Annotated in this window: 17 protein-coding genes and 1 pseudogene; 4 read left to right on the forward strand and 14 right to left on the reverse strand. The window is 73.8% G+C overall.

The genetic code is table 11. From position 1 onward, the window contains the following. Positions 1–50: 50 nt before the first annotated feature. Positions 51–731 carry a response regulator transcription factor gene (locus tag OIE51_RS11835; protein ID WP_049563925.1) on the reverse strand — a complete coding sequence of 227 codons (681 nt, stop codon included), beginning with the start codon at positions 729–731 and terminating at the stop codon, positions 51–53. After that, positions 728–2044, reverse strand: a complete 1317-nt coding sequence (locus tag OIE51_RS11840; RefSeq protein WP_326597565.1) for a sensor histidine kinase — start codon at positions 2042–2044, stop codon at positions 728–730. Before OIE51_RS11840 ends, OIE51_RS11835 begins: the two co-directional genes overlap by 4 nt. 180 nt (positions 2045–2224) lie before the next feature. Here OIE51_RS11840 and phoU point away from each other — a divergent pair, with 180 nt between their 5' ends. After that, positions 2225–2899 (forward strand): phosphate signaling complex protein PhoU, encoded by a 675-nt coding sequence (phoU, locus tag OIE51_RS11845; protein WP_326597567.1) that lies wholly within the window; start codon positions 2225–2227, stop codon positions 2897–2899. 258 nt (positions 2900–3157) lie between these two features. On the opposite strand, the gene OIE51_RS11850 is transcribed toward phoU, so the two are convergent. The 4 genes from OIE51_RS11850 to mshA form a co-directional block, all read right to left on the reverse strand. Continuing rightward, complete coding sequence (locus tag OIE51_RS11850) at positions 3158–4471, reverse strand: sensor histidine kinase (protein WP_326597569.1); 1314 nt, start codon at positions 4469–4471, stop codon at positions 3158–3160. Between the two features lie 114 nt (positions 4472–4585). After that, the gene (locus OIE51_RS11855; protein ID WP_326597570.1) at positions 4586–5344 is read right to left on the reverse strand and encodes a phosphoglyceromutase; all 759 of its coding nucleotides are present in this window, start codon (positions 5342–5344) and stop codon (positions 4586–4588) included. Between the two features lie 390 nt (positions 5345–5734). Next, entirely contained in the window at positions 5735–6223 is a 489-nt protein-coding gene (locus OIE51_RS11860) for a YbjN domain-containing protein (protein WP_326597571.1), read from the reverse strand. After that, a complete protein-coding gene (gene mshA, locus OIE51_RS11865; RefSeq protein ID WP_326600606.1) occupies positions 6216–7475 on the reverse strand; it encodes a D-inositol-3-phosphate glycosyltransferase in 1260 nt (419 codons plus the stop codon). The genes OIE51_RS11860 and mshA overlap by 8 nt, the downstream gene beginning before the upstream one ends. 158 nt (positions 7476–7633) lie before the next feature. Here mshA and OIE51_RS11870 point away from each other — a divergent pair, with 158 nt between their 5' ends. After that, positions 7634–8428: a class I SAM-dependent methyltransferase gene (locus OIE51_RS11870; RefSeq protein WP_326597573.1), complete on the forward strand. Its 795-nt coding sequence runs from the start codon at positions 7634–7636 to the stop codon at positions 8426–8428. Between the two features lie 44 nt (positions 8429–8472). Here the strand turns inward: OIE51_RS11870 and OIE51_RS11875 are convergent, their stop codons facing one another. The 4 genes and pseudogenes from OIE51_RS11875 to mshD all read right to left on the reverse strand — a co-directional run bounded on the left by OIE51_RS11875 (position 8473) and on the right by mshD (position 12610). Further along, positions 8473–8985 (reverse strand): NUDIX hydrolase, encoded by a 513-nt coding sequence (locus OIE51_RS11875; RefSeq protein WP_326597575.1) that lies wholly within the window; start codon positions 8983–8985, stop codon positions 8473–8475. Continuing rightward, positions 8969–11179 carry an RNA degradosome polyphosphate kinase gene (locus OIE51_RS11880; protein WP_326600607.1) on the reverse strand — a complete coding sequence of 737 codons (2211 nt, stop codon included), beginning with the start codon at positions 11177–11179 and terminating at the stop codon, positions 8969–8971. Before OIE51_RS11880 ends, OIE51_RS11875 begins: the two co-directional genes overlap by 17 nt. Before the next feature lie 57 nt (positions 11180–11236). Further along, positions 11237–11413 (reverse strand): annotated as a pseudogene (locus OIE51_RS26935) (helix-turn-helix domain-containing protein); the annotation flags it as partial. Positions 11414–11701: 288 nt separating this feature from the next. Then, entirely contained in the window at positions 11702–12610 is a 909-nt protein-coding gene (gene mshD / locus OIE51_RS11890) for a mycothiol synthase (protein WP_326597576.1), read from the reverse strand. Positions 12611–12747: 137 nt separating this feature from the next. Here mshD and OIE51_RS11895 point away from each other — a divergent pair, with 137 nt between their 5' ends. Then, complete coding sequence (locus tag OIE51_RS11895) at positions 12748–14526, forward strand: bifunctional metallophosphatase/5'-nucleotidase (protein ID WP_326597579.1); 1779 nt, start codon at positions 12748–12750, stop codon at positions 14524–14526. Between the two features lie 147 nt (positions 14527–14673). On the opposite strand, the gene OIE51_RS11900 is transcribed toward OIE51_RS11895, so the two are convergent. Continuing rightward, positions 14674–15393 (reverse strand): 4'-phosphopantetheinyl transferase family protein, encoded by a 720-nt coding sequence (locus OIE51_RS11900; RefSeq protein ID WP_326597581.1) that lies wholly within the window; start codon positions 15391–15393, stop codon positions 14674–14676. Continuing rightward, entirely contained in the window at positions 15390–16232 is an 843-nt protein-coding gene (locus tag OIE51_RS11905) for a metallophosphoesterase family protein (protein WP_326597582.1), read from the reverse strand. The genes OIE51_RS11900 and OIE51_RS11905 overlap by 4 nt, the downstream gene beginning before the upstream one ends. 73 nt (positions 16233–16305) lie before the next feature. On the opposite strand from OIE51_RS11905, the gene soxR reads away from it, so the two are divergent. Then, the gene (soxR, locus tag OIE51_RS11910) at positions 16306–16860 is read left to right on the forward strand and encodes a redox-sensitive transcriptional activator SoxR (RefSeq protein WP_442811907.1); all 555 of its coding nucleotides are present in this window, start codon (positions 16306–16308) and stop codon (positions 16858–16860) included. A gap of 28 nt (positions 16861–16888) precedes the next feature. Here soxR and OIE51_RS11915 read toward each other — a convergent pair whose 3' ends face one another. Further along, entirely contained in the window at positions 16889–18883 is a 1995-nt protein-coding gene (locus OIE51_RS11915) for a glycosyltransferase (protein ID WP_326597586.1), read from the reverse strand. A gap of 173 nt (positions 18884–19056) precedes the next feature. Continuing rightward, a complete protein-coding gene (locus tag OIE51_RS11920; RefSeq protein ID WP_326597587.1) occupies positions 19057–20460 on the reverse strand; it encodes a HAMP domain-containing sensor histidine kinase in 1404 nt (467 codons plus the stop codon). Between the last annotated feature and the right edge of the window lie 2 nt (positions 20461–20462).

The raw sequence follows: 20462 nt of genomic DNA on the forward strand, positions 1-20462 counted from the left end.
GGGGGACGGCCCCCGGTGGGTGCCGTCCCCCTGCCACGCCGTCGGCCGCCTTACGGCTCGAACTTGTAGCCGAGCCCGCGCACCGTGACCAGGTAGCGCGGGGCTCCCGGGTCGGGCTCGATCTTGGCGCGCAGGCGCTTCACGTGCACGTCCAGCGTCTTGGTGTCGCCGACGTAGTCGGCGCCCCAGACCCGGTCGATGAGCTGCATCCGCGTCAACACCCGGCCGGCGTTGCGCAACAGCATCGCCAGCAGGTCGAACTCCTTGAGCGGCAGATCCACCTTGCGGCCGGAGACGGTGACCACGTGCCGGTCCACGTCCATCCGCACCGGCCCGGCCTCAAGGGCCGCCGGGCTCTCCTCCTCCGACTCCCCGCGCCGGCGGAGCACCGCGCGGATGCGGGCCACCAGCTCTCGCGAGGAGAACGGCTTGGTGACGTAGTCGTCAGCCCCTATCTCCAGGCCCACCACCTTGTCGATCTCACTGTCTTTGGCGGTCACCATGATGACCGGCACGTTGGAGCGGCCCCGGAGCTGGCGGCAGACCTCGGTGCCGGGCAGGCCCGGCAGCATGAGGTCGAGAAGCACCAGGTCGGCGCCGTTGCGCTCGAATTCGTCCAGCCCCTCTGGGCCCGTGGCCGCGGTGGCGACCTCGAAGCCCTCCTTGCGGAGCATGTACGACAGAGCGTCGCTGAAAGACTCCTCGTCCTCGACGACGAGCACTCGGGTCACGGGAGGACCTCCCGGGCGGGATCGTTGGTGCGGGTGGGATGTGGCCGGGGACCCGAGACGGCGTCGGGCTCGGTGCCGTCGGGGAACTCGGCCGGTTCATGCAGGGTGCCACCGAGTCCGTCCCTTTTCCTGCGGACGGACAGATGGCGTTCCCGCGCGCTGCCCGGCTCGGGCAGCCGCAGGGTGAACGTGGAGCCCTGGCCTTCGGCGCTCCACACCATGACCTCCCCGCCGTGCGAGGCGGCCACGTGCTTGACGATCGCCAGTCCCAGGCCGGTGCCCCCGGTCGCCCGGGAGCGGGCGGGATCGACGCGGTAGAACCGCTCGAAGACCCGCTCCCGGTCGGTCTCGGGGATGCCGATGCCCTGGTCGGTGACGGCGATCTCGATCAGATCCTGGCCCGGGGCGGGGACCTGGGAACCCGCGATGGCGACCCGGGTGTGCGGCGGGCTGTAGTTCACCGCGTTCTCCACCAGGTTGCCGAGGGCCGCGGCGAGCTGGCCGCGGTTGCCCCAGACGCACAGGCCCTCGGTGCCGCCGGAGGCGATGGTGATCTGCTTGCTGCCCGCCTGCTGGCGGCAGCGGTCGATGGCCTCGACCACCAGCTCCTCCACCGGCACCAACTCGGCCTGGGTGAGCATGTCGTTGTCCTGCACCCGGGAGAGGTCGATCAGCTCCTGGACGAGGTTGGTCAGCCGGGTCGCCTCGTGCTGCATGCGGCCCGCGAAGCGGGTCACGGCCACCGGGTCGTCGGCCGCGTCGAGGACGGCCTCGGACAGCAGGGAGAGCGCGCCGGCCGGGGTCTTCAGCTCGTGGCTGACGTTGGCCACGAAGTCACGCCGGACCGCCTCGATACGGCGCGCCTCCGTCAAGTCCTCGACCAGCAGCAGCGTCAGCCGGGAGCCCAGCGGCGCGGCGCGGGCGGAGACGGCCAGCACGTCGGCGCGGCCCAGGCCCCGGCCGCGCCGGGGCAGGTCGAGCTCGGTCTCCCGTATCTCGCCGTCGCGGCGGGTGTCGCGGACCATCCCCAGGATCGGCTCCACGGCCAGCCGGCCGCCGCGGACCAGGCCCAGCGCGTACGCCGCCGAGCTGGCCTTGACCACGTCGTCCCGCTCGTCCAGCACCACGGCCGAGGAGCGCAGCACCGACAGCACGGTGTCCACGCCGGGAGGCAGCGTCGCATCGGCCGTCAGGGTGGCGCGGAGGGGACGCGTGCGCTCGCGCTCGCTGAGGCGGAATGCCAGCATGGCGATGGCGCCGGTGCACATCCCGGCTATCGCCGCCACGGCGGCGACCGCCGCGTTCACGTCCATATCCTCAGGTTATGCGGGTTGTGCGCGCGGACCACAGATGTGACCGAAGATGCTCTTCCGGGCGCCCGCGAGAGTTCACCTTGCTGACAGCGATGATTCACTTGACGGGGCGGAACCGGCTGCTTTGCGGACAGAGCTTATGAACGACACGAACGGCGCCACAGGTGAGGAAGGACAGTCATGCGTGACGCGTATCATGAGGAGCTCGACGCGATCAGCGACAACCTGGTCGAGATGGCCAGATTCGTCGGCTCGGCGATAGGCCGGGCGACGACGGCGATGTTGGACGCGGACCTGAAGCTCGCGGAGAGCGTGATAGCCGCCGACGACAAGGTCGACGAGATGCAGCGGGACCTGGAGAACTCGGCGGTCGCGCTGCTCGCGCGGCAGCAGCCGGTCGCCACCGACCTGCGGATCGTCGTGATGTCGCTGCGGATGAGCGCCGACCTGGAGCGCTGTGGAGACCTCGCGCAGCACGTCGCGAAGGTCGCCCGGCTCCGTTTCCCGGATTCGGCGGTGCCGCGCGACCTGGCGGCCACCATCCTGGAGATGGGGCAGCTCGCCCAGCGGCTGATGGCGAAGGCCACCGAGGTGCTGCTGACGAAGGACGTCGACCTGGCGATGCAGCTCGAACAGGACGACGACGAGATGGACTCGCTGCACCGGACGCTTTTCAGCCACCTGCTGGACGACCGGTGGAACCACGGCATCGAGACGGCCGTGGACGTGACGCTGCTCGGCCGCTACTACGAGCGGTTCGCCGATCACGCGGTGTCGATCGCCCGCCGGGTGGTGTACCTGGTGACGGGCGAGCACGCGGACGAGTTCACCCCGGAGCCCGAGGCCACCGTCTGAGGACGCGCCCCCTGGACGCCGGTCCGTGCTCCCGCGCGCCTGTTCCGCGCTGGTTGACGCGGGGCGCGGGGTAGGGGTCCATGGGCAGCGATGTACATCCGCTGTCGAGGAGGATTTCATGGCTGCCTCACCCGCCTCTCCCGCCCCGATATCCGTTCCCGCCCCCGTGTCCCCGCGTGAGCGCCGCCCCCTGCCGCTGCTGAGCGGCTGCGGGTGCGGTTCGGGCTGCGGCTGCGGCTGCCAGTCCGGCTCCGCGTGTCAGTGCGGGGGTGCCTGCTGAGCGTCGGGGCCCCGCCCTTGTCCGGCGGGGCCCCATGGCAGTCGGGCCACCAGCTCGAACGCCGTGTCGCTGATGCCGTGCCGCAAGCTGCCGCCGTCCAGCGCGGCGCGCTCCTCCAGACCGGCCAGACCGGCCCCGGCGCCGGGGATCTGGGCCGGTGAGGCGCCGGCGGGCAGGTCGTTGCGGACCTCCACGGTCAGGCCCTCGCCGGGCGCGCCCGAGACCCGCACGGTGACCCCCGCGTCCGGGGCGTGCTTGCGGGCGTTGGTCAGCCCCTCCTGAACGACCCGGTAGGCCGTGCGCTGCACCGGACCGCGCAGGCCGTCGGCCGCGTCGTGGTCGTACTCCACGCTGAGACCCACCCGCTGTCCCGCCCGTTCGGCCTCGGCCACCAGCTCGCCGATGCCCGCGATGCCCGGCTGCGGCCGGCCGCCCGCCGGGTCCGGGCCGCGCAGCACGTTCAGCACCTCGCGCAGCTCCTCCAGGGCCTGGTGCGCGGTGTCCCTGATGATCTGGGCGCTGTCGCTGATCTCCGCGGACGTCAGCGGCTTGGCGCCACCGCCCGCCGACCGGTCCGTCCGGTACGCCAGGGCGCCCGCGTGCACGGACAGCAGGGAGATGCGGTGCGCCAGCACGTCATGCATCTCGCGGGCGATGGCCTCGCGCTCGCCGCGCCGGGCGTCGGCCAGTCGCCGGGCGTGCTCGTCCCGTTCGCGCTGGGCGTCCTCGCGCAGCCGGACCACGAGCTGGCGCCGGACGCGCATCCCGGCGCCCCAGGAGAAGAAGAACAGGTAGTACGCGGTGATGAAGGCGATCGTCGTCCAGCCGCCCTCGTGCGGGAGGCTGTAGATCAGCATGTACGGCAGGGCGGCGACGAAGTGCAGGGCGATGACCAGCACGCCGGTGCGCCACGGGACGCGCAGCCCGAGGGTGAGGATCGCGACGGTGAGCGCGCCGAAGCCGGAGCTGGTGACCGCGCCGACCGGGACCAGGGCCAGGGCCAGGGCGAGCGGGTGGCTGCGGCGCCACCACACGGCGAGGCAGGCGAGCGCGCCCAGCGGCGGGTCGATGACGACTATCCACTCGGGCAGGTAGTCGCGGTCGGGCAGGGTCAGGGTCAGCACGATCCACATGCCGACCGCCCACAGGAACAGCAGGACGTCGACGGCCCAGTCGCGCCCGGTGCGCCGTCCGCCTCCCCCGGACGCGCCGCGCCCGCTCCCGTCGGCCAGCAGCTCGGCGGGCAGCAGCCAGCGGTCCTCCCACCTCGCCCGGGCCCCCGTGTCGGTCATGCCCCGAGCCTAGGGCTTCCCGGCCGCTCTCCCGGCGAGCGACGGGGACGGCACAGCGGCGGAGCCCCCCGCGCGCGGCGGGACCGCGGGCGGGGGGCTCAAGGGGGCAGGGAGCTACTTCTTGCCCTGGTTCTTGACCGCCTCGATGGCGGCCTTGGCGGCGTCCGGGTCGAGGTAGGTGCCGCCGGGCTTGACCGGGTGGTAGTCGGCGTCCAGCTCGTACAGCAGCGGGATGCCGGTGGGGATGTTCAGGCCCACGATGTCGTCGTCCGAGACGCCGTCCAGGTGCTTGACCAGGGCCCGCAGGCTGTTGCCGTGCGCGGTGACCAGCACGGTCCGGCCCGTGTTGAGGTCCGGGACGATGCCGTCGTACCAGTACGGCAGCATGCGCACGACGACATCCTTGAGGCACTCGGTGCGCGGGCGGACCTCGCTGGGGATCGCCGTGTAGCGCGGGTCGTCGCTCTGGGACCACTCGGCGCCGTCGGCGAGCACCGGCGGCGGGGTGTCGTAGGAACGCCGCCACTTCACGAACTGCTCCTCGCCGAACTCGGCGAGGGTGGCGGCCTTGTCCTTGCCCTGGAGCGCGCCGTAGTGGCGCTCGTTGAGCCGCCAGGAGCGGCGTACCGGGATCCAGGCCCGGTCGGCGGCGTCCAGCGCGAGATTGGCGGTGCGGATGGCGCGCTTCAAGGTGGAGGTATGCAGGACATCGGGGAGCAGACCGGCGTCCTTCAGCAACTCACCGCCGCGGACCGCCTCCTTCTCGCCCTTGTCCGTCAGGTTGACATCCACCCAGCCGGTGAAGAGGTTCTTCGCGTTCCATTCGCTCTCGCCGTGGCGGAGCAGAATCAGCTTGTACGGTGCGTCGGCCATGGACCGAGATTAGACGAGCCCGGTCCGCCCGGCGGATGCGGCCCGGAGTTGGCCAAGGGTACAAAGTGGAGGAATAGCGGCATTTCTCCGGCGTCGGCGAGACGGAGCCCGGTCCGGGTCCGGGTCCGCGTCCCCGCGTTCGGTGCCGCGTGCGCGCAGCGTCGGGGGGCAGATGTCCCTCCTCCACGTGGTGATCGTGGCGCTCCTGGTGGCCGCCGTCGTCGCCGCCGCCCCGATCCTTCAGTCCCCGGCAGGTGAAGACGGAGTCCGCCTTCGCCGTCTCGCAGCGCCTCCCCGCCCGGTACCACCCGTGACCGGGCCGAGCGGGAGGCCGGACGGATGCGGGCCCGGACGGGGTGCGGACGGGGTGCGGGTCAGGACGAGGGCGGGTCAGGACGAGGGGCGGGTGAGGTGCGCGAAGGCGTCCAGGTTGCGCGTGGACTCACCCCGGGCCGTGCGCCAGGCGTACTCCTTCTTGATCGCCGAGGCGAAGCCCAGCTCCAGCAGGGTGTTGAACGGCCCGTCGGCGTTCTCCAGCACCGTGCCGAGAACCCGGTCGATCTCCTCCGGCGAGAGCGCCGACAACGGAAGCTTGCCCGCCAGATAGATATCGCCGAGCCGGTCGATGGCGTACGCCACCCCGTACAGCCGGGTGTTGCGTTCGAGGAGCCAGCGGTGCACACCCGCGTGGTTCTCGTCGGGGCACCGGATGACGAAGGCGTTCACGGAGAGGGAGTGCCGCCCCAGCACCAGCGAGCAGGTGGTGGCCAGCTTCCGGGTCCCCGGGAGGGTGACCACGTAGCGCCCGGGGGCGGGGGACTCCCACTCGGCGCCCGAGTCGCGCAACGAGTCTTCGACGATCTGCCGCGGATCAGCCATGGGCCGATCGTATGCCCGTCCGGGTGAACCGGCGCGCCTCCACGGCCCCTCGGTAGACCGCGAGCATGTCGGCGGCGGTGGCGTCCCAGCCGAAGCCGAGCGCGTGCCGGGCCGCCGCTCCGCCGAGCCGGTCGGTCAGCGCCGGGCTGTCCACGAGCCGGCGCAGGGCGCGGGCGTAGTCGGCCGGATCGTGCCCGTCGATCAGGAAGCCGGTCACGCCGTCCCGCACCACCACCGGCAGGCCGCCGACCGCCGCCGCGACGACTGGCGTGCCGCACGCCTCGGCCTCGGCGGCGACCAGGCCGAACGACTCGCTGTAGGACGGCATCACCAGCACGCTCGCCGCCCGGTACCAGTCCGCCAGCTCGGCCTGCGAGACCGGCGGCCGGAACCGGACCAGGTCGGCCACGCCCAGCCGGGCGGCCAGCTTCTGCAGCCGCTCCGGGCGGGAGAGCCCGGTGCCGCTCGGCCCGCCGACCACCGGCACCACCAGCCGGGAGCGCAGCGAGGGGTCGGCGTCGAGCAGCTCGCGCACGGCGTGCAGCAGGATGTCGGGCGCCTTCAGCGGCTGGATGCGGCCGGCGAAGAGCGGGACGAACGCGCCGGCCGGCAGCCCGAGGCGCGCGCGGGCGGCGGCTCGGCCGTCCGCCGGGTGGAACGTGGTGAGGTTCACACCCGGGTGCACGACCTCCGTGCGCAGCGGGTCGGCGTCGTAGAAGCGGACCAGCTCGGCCGCCTCCTCCGCCGTGTTGGCGACCAGCCGGTCGGCGACCCGCACGATCTGCGTCTCGCCGATGACGCGCGCGGCCGGCTCGGGGGTGTCCCCGGCGGCCAGCGCCGCGTTCTTCACCTTGGCCATGGTGTGCATCGCGTGCACCAGCGGCACGCCCCAGCGTTCGGCGGCCAGCCAGCCGACGTGCCCGGACAGCCAGTAGTGGGAGTGCACCAGGTCGAAGTAGCCGGGCCGCTGCCCCGCCCAGATCTGCGTCACGCCGTGCGTGAAGGCGCACAGCTGGGCGGGCAGGTCCTCCTTGCTCAGCCCCTCGTACGGCCCGGCGTCGACGTGCCGCACCAGCACGCCCGGCGCCAGCTCGACGGCCGGCGCCAGATCGCCCGAGGTGGCGCGCGTGAAGATCTCGACCTCGATCCCCAGCGCGGCGAGCTGCCGCGACAGCTCCACGATGTAGACGTTCATGCCGCCCGCGTCGCCGGTCCCCGGCTGATGGAGCGGCGAGGTGTGCACACTGAGCATCGCGATCCGTCGGATGTGCGGCACCGATCCTCCTGAGACAACGGGTCAGTCCCTGTTCCCGTCTACACGCCAATCCGTGCAACTATGCCACGGCCCGACTTCTTCCCTTTCTCCCCTCCCGCGCGATCCCATTGTGCGCGGCCACTACCCTCGGGCGCATGGCGGAGGGTGTCGTGACGCGGGGGACGACCAACCCCAACCGGCTGCGCCGCATGGACCGCTGGATCGCCGCCACCCACGCCCCGGCCCTGCGCCGCTCCCCCGGCCCGCCGCTGGCCGTCGACCTCGGTTACGGGGCCGCGCCGTGGACCGCCGTCGAGCTGCTGCACCGGCTGCGCCGGGTGCGTCCCGACGCCCGGGTGACCGGCCTGGAGATCGACCCGGCGCGGGTCACGGCGGCGCTGCCGTTCGCCGGGCCGGGGCTGCGTTTCGCGCACGGCGGCTTCGAGCTGCCGCTGCCCGGCGGCGAGCGCCCGCTGCTGATCCGGGCCGCCAACGTGCTGCGCCAGTACGCCGAGGCGGAGGTGGCGGGCGCGTGGGCGCGGCTGTGCGCCCGGCTGGACCCGGACGGGCTCCTGGTGGAGGGCACCTGCGACGAGATCGGCCGCCGCCACGTGTGGGTGGCGCTGGGCCCGGAGGGTCCCCGGACCGTGACGTTCGCCGCCCGGCTGGCGGGGCTGGCCGCCCCCTCCGAGCTGGCCGAGCGGCTGCCGAAGGCGCTGATCCACCGCAACGTGCCCGGCGAGCCGGTGCACCGCTTCCTGCGCGACTTCGACCGCGCCTGGGCCGCCGCCGCGCCCTACGGGCCGCTCGGCGCGCGCCAGCGGTGGGTGCGGGCGGTGCGGTCGCTGGCCGCCGACTGGCCGCTCGCGGACGGCCCGCGCCGCTGGCGGCAGGGCGAGGTCACGGTGCGCTGGCCGGCGGTGGCGCCCGGACACCGGGGCCCGGTGTAGTGATCACGAGCATCGACGGCCGTCTGGCGGTTCCGCGACACGCTTCAGGGCAGCTTCAGGGTCGTCAACGCCTCGTCCAGCAGCGCCCGGTTCCCGGAGTGGCTGAGCTGGGCGCGGGCCTCGTCCGGCGGGAGCCAGCGGAGCTCGTCCACCTCGCCGTTGGGGACGAATCGGCCGTCGGTGGCCTCCGCCGCCCAGTAGGTGACCTCCTTGCGGCGGCCCCTGGCGCGGTAGCGGGCGGCGCGGAGCGAGGTGCCGAGCACGCAGTCCATGCCGGTCTCCTCGCGCACCTCCCGGCGGGCCGCGTCGGCCGGGGTCTCGCCGGGGTGCAGCTTGCCCTTGGGGTGCGACCAGTCGTCCCAGCGGGGGCGGTGGACGAGCGCCACCTCGACGCCGCCGCCCGGCGCCCGGCGCCACAGGACGCAGCCGGCCGCGCGGACGAGGTCCCCGTCGACGGTGTCGGTGCCGGCGCCGTCGGCGCCGTCGGCGGTGCCAGCGGTACCGGTGCCGGTGCCGGTGCCGTCCGTGCCGCTGTCCGCCTCAGGCCGCTGTGACACGCCGCTTCCTCCGGGACTCGATGAGCGTCTCCTGGACGTTCCGCAGCGGCTTGCCCTCCGCGTCCACCGCGTGTCGCGTCCACGCGCCGTCCGGGCCGAGGTGCCAGGACGCGGTGGAGTCGGCGGTGCCGGTGGCCAGCAGCCGGGTGATCGAGGAGCGGTGGGCCGGGTCGGCGACGCGGACCAGGACCTCGATGCGCCGGTCCAGGTTCCGGTGCATGAGGTCGGCGCTGCCGAGCCACACCTCGTTCTCCCCGCCGTTGCCGAAGGTGTAGACGCGGGAGTGCTCCAGGAACCGGCCGAGCACGCTGCGCACCCTGATGTTCTCCGACAGGCCGGGCACGCCGGGGCGCACCGCGCAGATGCCGCGCACCCAGATGTCGACCGGCACACCCGCCTGGGAGGCCCGGTAAAGGGCGTCGATGACGGTCTCGTCCACGATGGAGTTGACCTTGATCCGGACGAAGGCCGGGCGGCCGGCCCGGTGGTGCTCGATCTCGCGGCGGACGCGGGTGACCAGCCCGTCGCGCAACGAGCGCGGGGCGACCAGCAGACGACGGTAGTTGTCGCGTCTGGAATACCCGGAGAGGCGGTTGAACAGGTCCGACAGGTCCGCGCCCACCGCCGGATCGGCGGTCAGCAGCCCGATGTCCTCGTAGAACCGCGCGGTCTTCGGGTGGTAGTTGCCCGTGCCGACGTGGGCGTAGCGGCGCAGGTCCTCGCCCTCCTGGCGGACGACGAGGGAGAGCTTGCAGTGCGTCTTCAGGCCGACCAGGCCGTAGACGACATGGCAGCCGGCCTCCTCCAGCTTCCGCGCCCACTTGATGTTGGCGTGCTCGTCGAAGCGGGCCTTGATCTCCACCAGCACCAGCACCTGCTTGCCGGACTCGGCCGCGTCGATGAGGGCGTCCACGATCGGGGAGTCGCCGGAGGTGCGGTACAGCGTCTGCTTGATCGCCAGCACGTCCGGATCGGCGGCGGCCTGCTCCAGGAACGCCTGCACGGAGGTGGAGAACGAGTCGTACGGGTGGTGCAGCAGCACGTCGCGGGTGCGCAGCGCGGCGAAGATGTCGGGCGCGGAGGCCGACTCGACCTCGGCCAGGTCCCGGTGGGTGCCGGCCACGAACTTCGGGTACTTCAGCTCCGGCCGGTCCAGCGCGGCGATGGACTTGAGGCCGGTCAGGTCCAGCGGGCCGGGCAGGCAGAAGACCTCCTCGCGGCGGATCTTCAGCTCGCGGATCAGCAGATCCAGCACCTCGTCGTCGATGGACTCCTCGACCTCCAGGCGCACGGGCGGGCCGAAGCGGCGGCGCAGCAGCTCCTTCTCCAGGGCCTGGAGCAGGTTCTCCGCGTCGTCCTCCTCGACCTCCAGGTCCTCGTTGCGCGTGACGCGGAAGACGTGGTGGGCGAGCACCTCCATGCCCCGGAACAGCTCCTCCAGGTGCGCGGCGATCACGTCCTCGACCGGCACGTACCGCTGCGGCGACGCCTCCAGGAAACGGGACAGCAGCGGGGGCACCTTCACGCGGGCGAAGTGCCGGTGGCCGCTGGCGGGGTTGCGCACGACGACGGCCAGGTTGAGCGAGAGCCCGGATATGTAGGGGAACGGGTGCGCCGGGTCGACGGCGAGCGGGGTGAGGACCGGGAAGATCTTCTTGCGGAAGAGCGAGAACAGCTGGATCTGCTCCTGCTCGGTGAGGTCGCGCCAGCGCAGCAGGTGGATGCCCCGCTCGGCGAGCTCGGGGGCAACGGTCTGCTGGTAGCAGGCGGCGTGCCGGGTCATCTGCTCCCTGGCCCGGGTCCAGATCGTCCCCAGCACCTCGCGCGGCGCCTGTCCGGTGACGGAACGGGTGGCCACGCCGGTGGCGATGCGGCGCTTGAGACCGGCGACGCGGACCATGAAGAACTCGTCCAGGTTGCTGGCGAAGATGCTCAGGAAGTGCGTCCGCTCCAGCAGCGGGGTGGTGGGGTCCTCGGCGAGCTCCAGCACCCGCTCGTTGAACGCCAGCCAGCTCCGCTCGCGGTCCAGGAAACGGTCCTCGGGCAGCTCGGCCTCGGCCTCGGGGCCGGATACGGAAACCTCGGCTCCGGGCTCGACGGCCGTCTCGGGGGCGGACTCCGGCTCGGCCCGCTCGCTCGGCTCGGCCGGCTCGGAGGCCGTGAAGGGGGACAAGGTCCGCGTTTCCTGGCTCATATCCCCATTCTCGCGCCTTCGCCGGGAACGCGGCACGTCAGCGAAGTGAACGGAGGCGGCACGACCGGCCGCCCCCGACCGGCGGACGTGATCCGCCCAGCGCTTCGCGGTGCTGACCGACACCCCGAAATGGAACGCCGCCCGCCGCAGCGACCATCCGTCCTCGACCACGGCCCTGCCCAGCCGCACGCGCTCCGCCTCGTTCAGGGGCTCACCACTCCGACGACCTTCCACGCCGGGAGCGTACCCGCGCCTCTCGTGCCCCACCCGGGGACGACTCCCGATACCCCGATCCGGTGGCCGGGGGCGGGGGCGGGGGCGGGGGCGGGCCTATCGATCTCCGTTCGATCTCCGTTCGACCTCCGTGGACCAGGCCCGCGGCCTCCCGGTCCCCCGTGAGGCCCCGGCCCAGCCCGGCCCGCACCGAGGACTCACGACACCGCCCGACGGCCCCGGCCCCGGCCCCGGCTTCCCGACGAGCAGGAAAGCCGGCCGCGTCACCGACCTCCCCGCACACCACACCTACGTCTCGGTCCGGTACATCAGGTCCGTCTCGAAGGTGCGGAAGCCCAGAGACTCGTAGACCCGCAGGGCGGCGGCGTTGTCCGCGTCGACGTACAGCATCGCGGTCGACAGGGCGGGGTTCGCCGCGAGGTAGCGCAGGCCGATCGCCGTCAGGGCCCGGCCCAGGCCCGTGCCCTGGGCCTCCGGGGCCACGCCGACGACGTACACCTCGCCCAGCCCCTGCCCGGTGTGCGGCTTGGTCCAGTGGAAGCCGAGAATCCGGTCGTCGTCCGTCCGCGCCGCGAGAAAGAAACCGGCCGCGTCGAACCACGGCTCGGCCATCCTCGCGTCCAGGTCCTGGCGGGTGAGCGAGCCCTGCTCCGGATGGTGGGCGAAGGCCGCCGCGTTGACGGCCAGCCACGCCTCCTCGTCCTGGCCGGGCACGAACGTCCGCACCCGCACGCCCTCGGGCAGCCTCGGCTCGCCGGCGGACCTCAGCCCGCCCAGCGGGCGGCGCAGCTGCCGCAGCTCCCGGAAGAGCCTGAGGCCCAGCAGCTGCGCGAGGTGCCGCGCCGCCGGGTGGCCGCCGTGCGCCCACAGCCGCAGCCGGTGGCCCGACTCGGCCAGCAGCGCCTCGCCCAGCACCCGCCCGTACCGGCGGCCCCGGTGCTCGGGGTGGACGACGAGCTCGCCCGAGGGCGCCTCCACCGGGTCCGTTCCGTCCAGTTGGGCGTAGCCGACCAACTCGCTCGCGCCCCGGCGCATCAGCAGATGCCGCACGCCCTCCCGCGCCCCGCCGCGCAACAGCAGCCGACCCTGTTCCGACACCGCGCTCTGCCCGTCCGCCCGGGCCGCCGCCTCGATCAGCGCCCACGCCTCGCGCAGCTCTTTCTCCGTCACCTGGTCCCGCACCATGACGTCACTCATGGAAGCGACTTTAGGGCCTGCCCGGGCGCCGGAGCTTTCATCTCCTTGTTACCGGGACCCCCTGCCTTGCTACGCGCGTAGCCACTAGGGTTCGGGCCGGACTGGAAAAGTCATGCCCTGATCGCCGAGAGGGACACATGCACGCACGGAAGTACAGCGTGACCGCGGGAGCGGCGGCGCTCGCGGTCGCGGCGGCGCTCGCCGTCGCCCTGCCCGCCGCCCAAGCCGCCGACTCCGCCGCGCACAGCAAGCCGAGTCGGACCGTCGACCTGCAGGTCCTCGCCATCAACGATCTGCACGGCGCCCTGGAGCCGCCCGCGGGCTCCAACGGCACGCTCACACGGGAGAACCCGGACGGAACGACCACCCAGATCACCGCGGGCGGCGTGGAGTACCTGGCCACCGGCCTGCGCGAGGCCCGCGAGGGCGAGCGCCGCTCGGTCACCGTCGCGGCCGGCGACCTGGTCGGCGCGACGCCGCTGCTGTCCGGACTGTTCCACGACGAGCCGACCATCGAGGCGCTCAACGCCCTGGACATGGACGTCGCGGGCGTCGGCAACCACGAATTCGACGAGGGCTGGGAGGAGCTGACCCGGCTTCAGGACGGCGGCTGCCACCCGGTGGACGGCTGCTACGTCGAGGGCCGCGAGTTCGAGGGCTCCGACTTCCCCTACCTGGCCGCCAACGTCGTCCACGAGGACACCGGCCGCCCGATCCTGGCGCCGTACACCATCCAGAACCTCGGCGGCGTCAAGGTCGGCTTCATCGGCGTCACCCTGGAGGGGACGGCCGACATCGTCACCCAGGAGGGCATCGAGGGCATCGACTTCCTGGACGAGGTCGAGACGATCAACACCTACACCGCGCGGCTCAAGCGGCGCGGCGTCAACGCGGTCGTCGCCCTGATCCACGAGGGCGGCTACCCGGCGGCCCCCGCGTACAACCACGACTGCGACGGCCCCTCCGGCGGCCTGTCCGGCCCGATCGTGGACATCGCCCAGCGGACCTCCTCGGACGTCGACGCGCTGGTCACCGGCCACACCCACCAGCCGTACGTGTGCACCATCCCCGACCCGTCGGGCCACGACCGCCTGGTCACCTCGGCCTCCTCCAACGGCCGCCTGTTCACCGAGCTGAACATGGCCTACGACCTGGGCACCGAGGACATCGTGCGAACCTCGGTCGAGGGCACCAACCGCGTCGTGGACCGGCTCCAGGAGCGGGCCCCGGACCTGACCGAGCTGATCTCGTACTGGAACGCGCTGGCCGCGCCCGTCGCCAACCGGCCCATCGGCTGGATCGCCGAGGACATCCGGGGCCGCGGCGCCGGCACCCCCGAGTTCCCGCTCGGCGACCTGATCGCCGACGCCCAGCTCGCGCACGCCCAGTCGCTCGACCCGTCGGCCGACCTCGCGCTGATGAACCCCGGCGGCGTCCGCACCGACCTGGTGTACGCGGCGTCCGGGGCCGAGGGCGACGGCGTGGTGACCTTCGGCGAGGGCTTCGCGGTCCAGCCGTTCTCCAACACGGTCAACCTGCTCGACCTGACCGGCGCCCAGCTCCTCCAGGTGCTCCGGGAGCAGGTGACCGGGGGCAACGCGGCGGTGCCGAAGATCCTCCAGCCGTCCGAGAGCCTGAGCTACACCCTGGACCTGACCCGGACCGGAGCGGACCGGATCGTGGCGGACTCGGTCCTGGTGGCCGGTCAGCCGCTCGACCCGGCGGCCACCTACCGGGTCGCGGTCAACTCGTTCCTGGCGGGCGGCGGTGACGGCTTCGCCACCCTGGCTCAGGGCACCAACCCGCTGGTCGGCGACGACGACATGGCCGTCCTCGCCGACTTCCTGACCGCCACCTCGTCCGCCACCGCGCCCCTCGCCGCCCCGGCCGCCGACCGGATCACGGTCGTCCGCTGACCGGGCGCGGCTGACAGGCAGACGACGATCCCAGTCCCCCCACGGCTGTCTCGCCCCCGGAAGCCGCCCTGGCGCCCCGCGCGCCGGGGCGGCTTCATGTCCGGGTGCCTGAGTGTCCGCCGAGCCGGGTGCCGGGACGCGCGGGCCCTACGCGACGGCCCGCCGACCGCCGTCCGCGTCGCGCGGCCCCGGCGGCACGGCCGGGCGGCGGACCACGGCGATCGTCGTGATCAGCAGCCCGTCGCGGGCCAGCCACCGGCCGGTGAACCCGGGCATCCGGACCCCGTCCACCTCTGGTCCGGGCACCAGCAGACGGGCGGTGAACGTGCCCGCGTCCGGGTCGATGTCGATCGCCGCCTCCTCGAAGTCGAGCCAGCGGCGGGTCAGCGGGAACCAGACCTTGTAGACGCTCTCCTTCGCGCTGAACAGCAGCCGCTCCCAGCTCACCCCGGTCCGCCGCGTCGCCAGCCCGGCCAGCGCCGCCCGCTCCCCGGGCAGCGCGATGGTGTCCAGCACGCCCCGCTCGCGCAGCGGCTCGTTCGGCTCGGCGTCGATCCCGACGCTCACCAGGTCGCCGGCCCGCGCGACGGCCGCCGCGCGGTAGCCGTGGCAGTGCGTCATGCTCCCCACGAAGCCGTCCGGCCAGCCGGGCGCCCCCCGTTCCCCGGGCAGCAGGGGAACGCGCGGCCCGCCGAGCCGTTCCAGCGCGGCGCGGGCGCACACCCGCACGGTGGCGAACTCGCGGCGCCGTTTGTCCACGGCCCGCGCGATGTGGCGTTCCTCCTCGGGGAAGAGCGCGGGCGGCTCGGCCGGGTCCGCGAACGCCTCCACGGCCGCCACCGACGGCGGCAGCAGCTCCTCGATCACCGCTCCACCACCACGCGCGGCAGGATCTGCACCAGCCGCCCCGGCGGGGTGCCGCGCGGCTGCCACTCCCTCGGGTAGCCCAGCGACACCTCCTGGTGGGGCACCCCGTCCTGCCAGATCAGCCGCGGGATGTGGAGGTGGCCGTAGACGACGGCGGCGGCCCGGAAGCGGCGCGGCCAGTCCTCGGTGGTCTCGGTGCCGCACCACAGGGCGAACTCCGGGTACCGCAGAATCCGGGTGGGCTCGCGCACGATGGGCCAGTGGTTGACCAGCACGGTCGGCAGCCCGTCCGGCACCTCCTCGGTCAGCCGCTTCTCGGTCTCCTCGACCCGCGCCCTGGACCAGGCGTCGCGGGTGGGATACGGGTCGGGGTTGAGGAAGAACTCGTCAGTGCAGATCACGCCGGCCGCCTTGGCGACGGCCAGCGCCTCCGCCTTGGTGGTGGTGCCGACCGGGCGGAACGTGTAGTCGTACAGCAGGAACAGCGGCGCGATCACGGCCGGGCCGCCCTCGCCCTCCCACAGGGGGAACGGGTCCTCGGGGGTGACGACCCCGAGCCGCCGGCAGATGGCGACCAGGTGCTGGTACCGCTCGACGCCGACCAGCCGCACCGGGTCGTCGGGCGGGGTCCACAGCTCGTGGTTGCCCGGGACCCAGATCACCTTGGCGAACCGCCGGCTGAGTGTCTCCAGAGTCCACTCCACGTCCGCGACCATCTCGCCGACGTCACCGGCGACCAGCAGCCAGTCCTCCTCGCCGGTCGGCCGCAGCCGCTCGACTATCTCCCGGTTCTCGGCATACCGCACATGCAGATCGCTGATGGCCACCAGCTTCCCCACGCGCAACTCCCCTCATCAGCCAGGTGCTTCACGCTAACCCATGAATCTCAAGAAATGTTGAGGTCTCGCTACGATGGACCCCATGGCCCCCCAGATCGCCAAGGAACTCACCATCGGGCAGCTTGCCCAGCGCAGCGGCGTCGCCACCTCGGCCCTCAGGTTCTACGAGGACCAGGGGCTGATCAGCAGCCGCCGCACCTCCGGCAACCAGCGTCGCTACCGCCGGGACACACTGCGGCGCGTGGCGTTCATCCGGGTCTCGCAGAACGTGGGCATGCCGCTGACCGCGATCCGCGAGGCGCTGGCCCGGCTGCCCGAGGGCCGGACGCCGAACAAGCCGGACTGGGCGGTGCTCTCCGAGTCCTGGCGCGCGGATCTCGACGCCCGAATCCGCCAGCTCACCCGTCTGCGGGACAACCTGACCGACTGCATCGGCTGCGGCTGTCTGTCCCTGGAGAGCTGCATGCTCGCCAACCCCTACGACATCTGCGGTGAGGACGGCTGCGGCCCGCGCCGCCTCCTGGACGATCCCGAGCCGGCCGCCGTCACGGCTGCCACCGCCGGGGCCGCCGTCACCGCCGGGGCGGCGGGACCGGGCGGCCGGACCCGTTCGCCCTCCTGCCGCTGATCCCCCGGGCCCCGGACCCTGACCTCGGTCAGGCGGCGGCCCCGGCCCGCGCGTCCGCCACCGAGACGGCCAGGCCGTGCGGCGCCGTGAAGAACGGGCGCAGGTCCGTCGGGCCCCGGTCGGGGTGGGTCAGGCGCACCGCCGGGAAGCTCTCGGTCCGGGTGCGGTCGATGCTGTCCCCGCCGATCCGGCCGACCGGGACCATGCCGCAGCCGGGCGCCAGCACCAGCTTCACGTCCCAGATGTCCCGCGCCGCCGAGCGCCGGGCCAGCGCGTCCGCGTACGGGAAGGTGAACTCCACGCGCCCGCCGGGCAGGCCGCGCAGCGGCATCCGCAGGTCGGCGCCGGTGCCGCAGCGGGAGATCGCCACCGCCTCGGCCCGCGGCGCCAGCCGCTTGGCGCCAGGCCCGAGCAGCGCGGCGACGACCGTGGCCGACTCCTCGTGCACGGTGATCCGCTCCACCTCGGCGTGCGCCCGGCGCAGCCAGGTGCGCAGGCTCAGATCGCCCTCGCTGGTGGTGTACGGCAGCCAGCAGGCCACGCCGTGCTCGTGCACCGTGGGCTGGAGGGTGACCAGCGAGGCCGCGTCGATGAACTCGGCGGCGATCCGGCGCCGCGCGCCCGCGTCGTGCGGCTCCACGTAGCAGTCCCAGCGGCCCTCCGGCAGGACGCGGGCGGCACGTTCCATCGTGATCCGCGCGTAGCCGCCCGGGTCGCCCGGCTCGCGCAGGATCGGGACCCGTATCCGCCGGCCCTGGGGGTCCTCGCGCCGCGCGGCCACGAAGTCGGCCAGGCCGCCGGGTGGCAGGGTGTCGGCCTCCAGGGCCACGGTCAGCGAGCCGTCCGCGCCGACCGTGCAACGGGCCCGGACGCGCGGCTGATCGCCGTCAAGCGCGCGCACCGGCCGGGGGGCGCGCGGGGCGCGGGCGGCGGGCACGGCGGCGCGCAGCGCGTCGCGCAGCCGGCGGCCACGCCCGCGACGCCCGGCCAGCAGTTCCTCGGCCAGGTTGGTGTAGCGCCCGGCGAGCACGGCCGGGTCGTGGGCGGCGGCGGTGGCCAGGCCGGCGGCGGCGATGCGATCGCGCTCCCCGGGGTCGTCGATCAGCCGCAGCAGGGCGTCGGCGAACGCGGCCTCGCCGCCGGCCGTGGGCACCAGCAGCCCGTTGCCGCCGTGGCTGATGATCTGGCCGGGCCGTGAGGGACAGTCGGTGGCCACCACCGGCACGCCGCACCGCATCGCGGCGAGGATCGCGGTGCCGTCCGGCTCACCGTCGGAGGGGACGGCGGCGATGGCGGCCTTGACCCACTCGGTCTCCATCGGCTCCGCGCGCGGCACGGCGCCCATCAGCCGGACGCGGTTGTACAGGCCCAGCTCGTCCACGCGCCGCTGGAGCGGCCCGGCGAGCGGGCCGTGCCCGTAGATCCGCAGGCTCCAGTCGGGGCGCAGGGGAGCGATCCTGGCGAAGGCGTCGATCAGCCGGTCATGGCGCTTGACGGGGACCAGCCGCCCGGCCGCCACGATGGTGCGCGAGTCGCCGGGCGAGGGCCGGACGGCGACGGACGGCACGCAGCAGGGCACGCACACCACGCGGGTCGTACTGCCCGGCGGCAGCGCGGCGCGGTGCCGGGCAGCCTCCTCCTCGGAGCCGACGACGAAGGCGTCCAGCCGCGCGATGTCGGCGGGCCTGGGACCGGTCGGCAGCGCGCGCCCGAGCCGCCCGACGCGGGCGTACCGTTCCTGGCCGTACTCGGCGAGGAATCCGACCAGGGCCGGGCGGGTGGCGATGACCACATCCGCGTCGGTGCGGCGCAGAAACGCGGCGGCCCGGCGGCGTGAATCCAGGAGCGGGCCGACACGGACCCGGGGATCGAGCGACGAGTGCGACGGCGCCGTGCCGTCCGGCGGACGGACGGACGCGATCTCCACCTCGTGGCGCGCGGCCAGCGCGGACGCGAGGCCGGCGGTGGAACGGGCAGCGGTGCCGCTGCCGTCGATGCTGTAGGCAAGAAAAGCGATCTTCACCGTTGTTTCACACATCTCGCTCGTCGCGCATAACCGGAGCAACGGTGCGCCATCCACGGCCGGGAAGCAAGCGTGGCCGGTTTTCTTGACGCTTTACTTACGGACCCCCGCGCGCGACCCCCGTGCCCCCAAGCCCCCAGCCCTCAGCCCCCCAGCCCTCAGCCCCGCGGCTCTCAGTCCTCGGCGCCCGGCGGCGGCACGGGAGCGCCGGGCAGGGTCAGCACCGCCTCGGTGCCGCCGCCCCCGGCCGGCCGCAGGGCGACCGCGCCACCGCACTCACGCACGGTCCTGGCGACGATGGACAGGCCGAGCCCCGAACCAGGCAGGCCGCGGGCGCCGGGCGAGCGCCAGAAGCGCTCGAAGACGTGCGGCAGCTCCTCGGCCGGCACGCCGGGGCCGTGGTCGCGGATGCGCAGCACGCCGTCCCGCAGCGCCACCTCGACGCCACGCTCGTCGCCGCCGCCGAACTTGACGGCGTTGTCCAGCAGATTGACCACCGCCCGCTCCAGCGCGGCCGGCTCGGCCCGGACATACCACGGGACCAGCTCGGCGGCGATGGGCAGCGACCGGGCGCGCAGCCGGGCCCGGCTCACGGCCCTGGCCACCGTGTCATGCAGCGCGACGACCTCCAGCAGCCGCCCGCTGCTCACCGTCCGCTCCGGCCGGGAGAGGACCTGCAGGTCCCCGATCAGCGCGGCCAGCTCGCTGAGCTGCGCGGTCAGCGAGGCCAGCAGCTCCCGCCGGTCCCCCTCCGGCAGCGGCCGGCCGGTCTCCTCGCTGCGCGCCAGCAGCTCGATGTTGGTCCGCAGCGAGGTCAGCGGCGTGCGCAGCTCGTGCCCGGCGTCCGCGATGAGCTGCTGCTGGAGGTCGCGCGAGGAGGCCAGGGCGGCGGTCATCGAGTTGAACGAGCGGGACAGCCGCGCGATCTCGTCGTCCCCCGTCACCGGGATGCGCACGCTCAGGTCCTCGGTACGGGCGATGTGCTCGGCGGCGCCGGTGAGCCGGTCGACGGGCCGCAGCCCGGTGCGGGCCAGCGCCACCCCGGCGCCCGCGCCGCCCACCACGCTCGCCGCCGCGACCAGGGCCAGGACGACGGCCAGCGCCCGCAGCGGGTCGTGCACCTCCGACAGCGGCCGGGCCACCGTGATCGCCGCGCCGCCGCGGACGGGCCGGGTCAGCACCCGGTATCTCTCGCCGTCCGAGCCCTCGGCGTCGTGCAGCGCCTCGCCCAGCTCCAACCGGGCGACGGCGATGTCGGAGTCGGCCGGCTCCAGGCTGACCCCGCCGGCCAGCACGCACGTGCCGCCCTCCGCGGTGACGAGCTGGATCGGGTCGCGGACCAGCCCCGGGATTTCGCCGAGCTCGCCCGGCTCCGCCGCGCAGGGCGCCCCGAGCACCTGCGCCAGCTCCTCCCGGCTGGCGCTGTCGCGCAGCGAGTCGTCCAGCGACGCCATCAGCTGCCCGCGCACCACGAACCAGGCCGCCGCCGCGCACAGCACCACCGCGGACGCCACGGCCAGTCCGGTCAGCAGGGCCAGCCGGGACCGCAGCGGCAACGCCGCGAACCTCCGCCGCACGC

Source organism: Streptomyces sp. NBC_01803 (assembly GCF_035917415.1).
Taxonomy (GTDB): domain Bacteria; phylum Actinomycetota; class Actinomycetes; order Streptomycetales; family Streptomycetaceae; genus Streptomyces.

What these genes read in the sequence shown, in the direction of transcription:
- OIE51_RS11840 (WP_326597565.1), bottom strand. Translation starts at nt 2,044, where the DNA reads ATGGACGTGAACGCGGCGGTCGCCGCCGTGGCGGCGATAGCCGGGATG.
- phoU (WP_326597567.1), top strand. Translation starts at nt 2,225, where the DNA reads ATGCGTGACGCGTATCATGAGGAGCTCGACGCGATCAGCGACAACCTG.
- OIE51_RS11850 (WP_326597569.1), bottom strand. Translation starts at nt 4,471, where the DNA reads ATGACCGACACGGGGGCCCGGGCGAGGTGGGAGGACCGCTGGCTGCTG.
- OIE51_RS11855 (WP_326597570.1), bottom strand. Translation starts at nt 5,344, where the DNA reads ATGGCCGACGCACCGTACAAGCTGATTCTGCTCCGCCACGGCGAGAGC.
- OIE51_RS11860 (WP_326597571.1), bottom strand. Translation starts at nt 6,223, where the DNA reads ATGGCTGATCCGCGGCAGATCGTCGAAGACTCGTTGCGCGACTCGGGC.
- mshA (WP_326600606.1), bottom strand. Translation starts at nt 7,475, where the DNA reads ATGCTCAGTGTGCACACCTCGCCGCTCCATCAGCCGGGGACCGGCGAC.
- OIE51_RS11870 (WP_326597573.1), top strand. Translation starts at nt 7,634, where the DNA reads ATGGCGGAGGGTGTCGTGACGCGGGGGACGACCAACCCCAACCGGCTG.
- OIE51_RS11880 (WP_326600607.1), bottom strand. Translation starts at nt 11,179, where the DNA reads ATGAGCCAGGAAACGCGGACCTTGTCCCCCTTCACGGCCTCCGAGCCG.
- mshD (WP_326597576.1), bottom strand. Translation starts at nt 12,610, where the DNA reads ATGAGTGACGTCATGGTGCGGGACCAGGTGACGGAGAAAGAGCTGCGC.
- OIE51_RS11895 (WP_326597579.1), top strand. Translation starts at nt 12,748, where the DNA reads ATGCACGCACGGAAGTACAGCGTGACCGCGGGAGCGGCGGCGCTCGCG.
- soxR (WP_442811907.1), top strand. Translation starts at nt 16,306, where the DNA reads ATGGACCCCATGGCCCCCCAGATCGCCAAGGAACTCACCATCGGGCAG.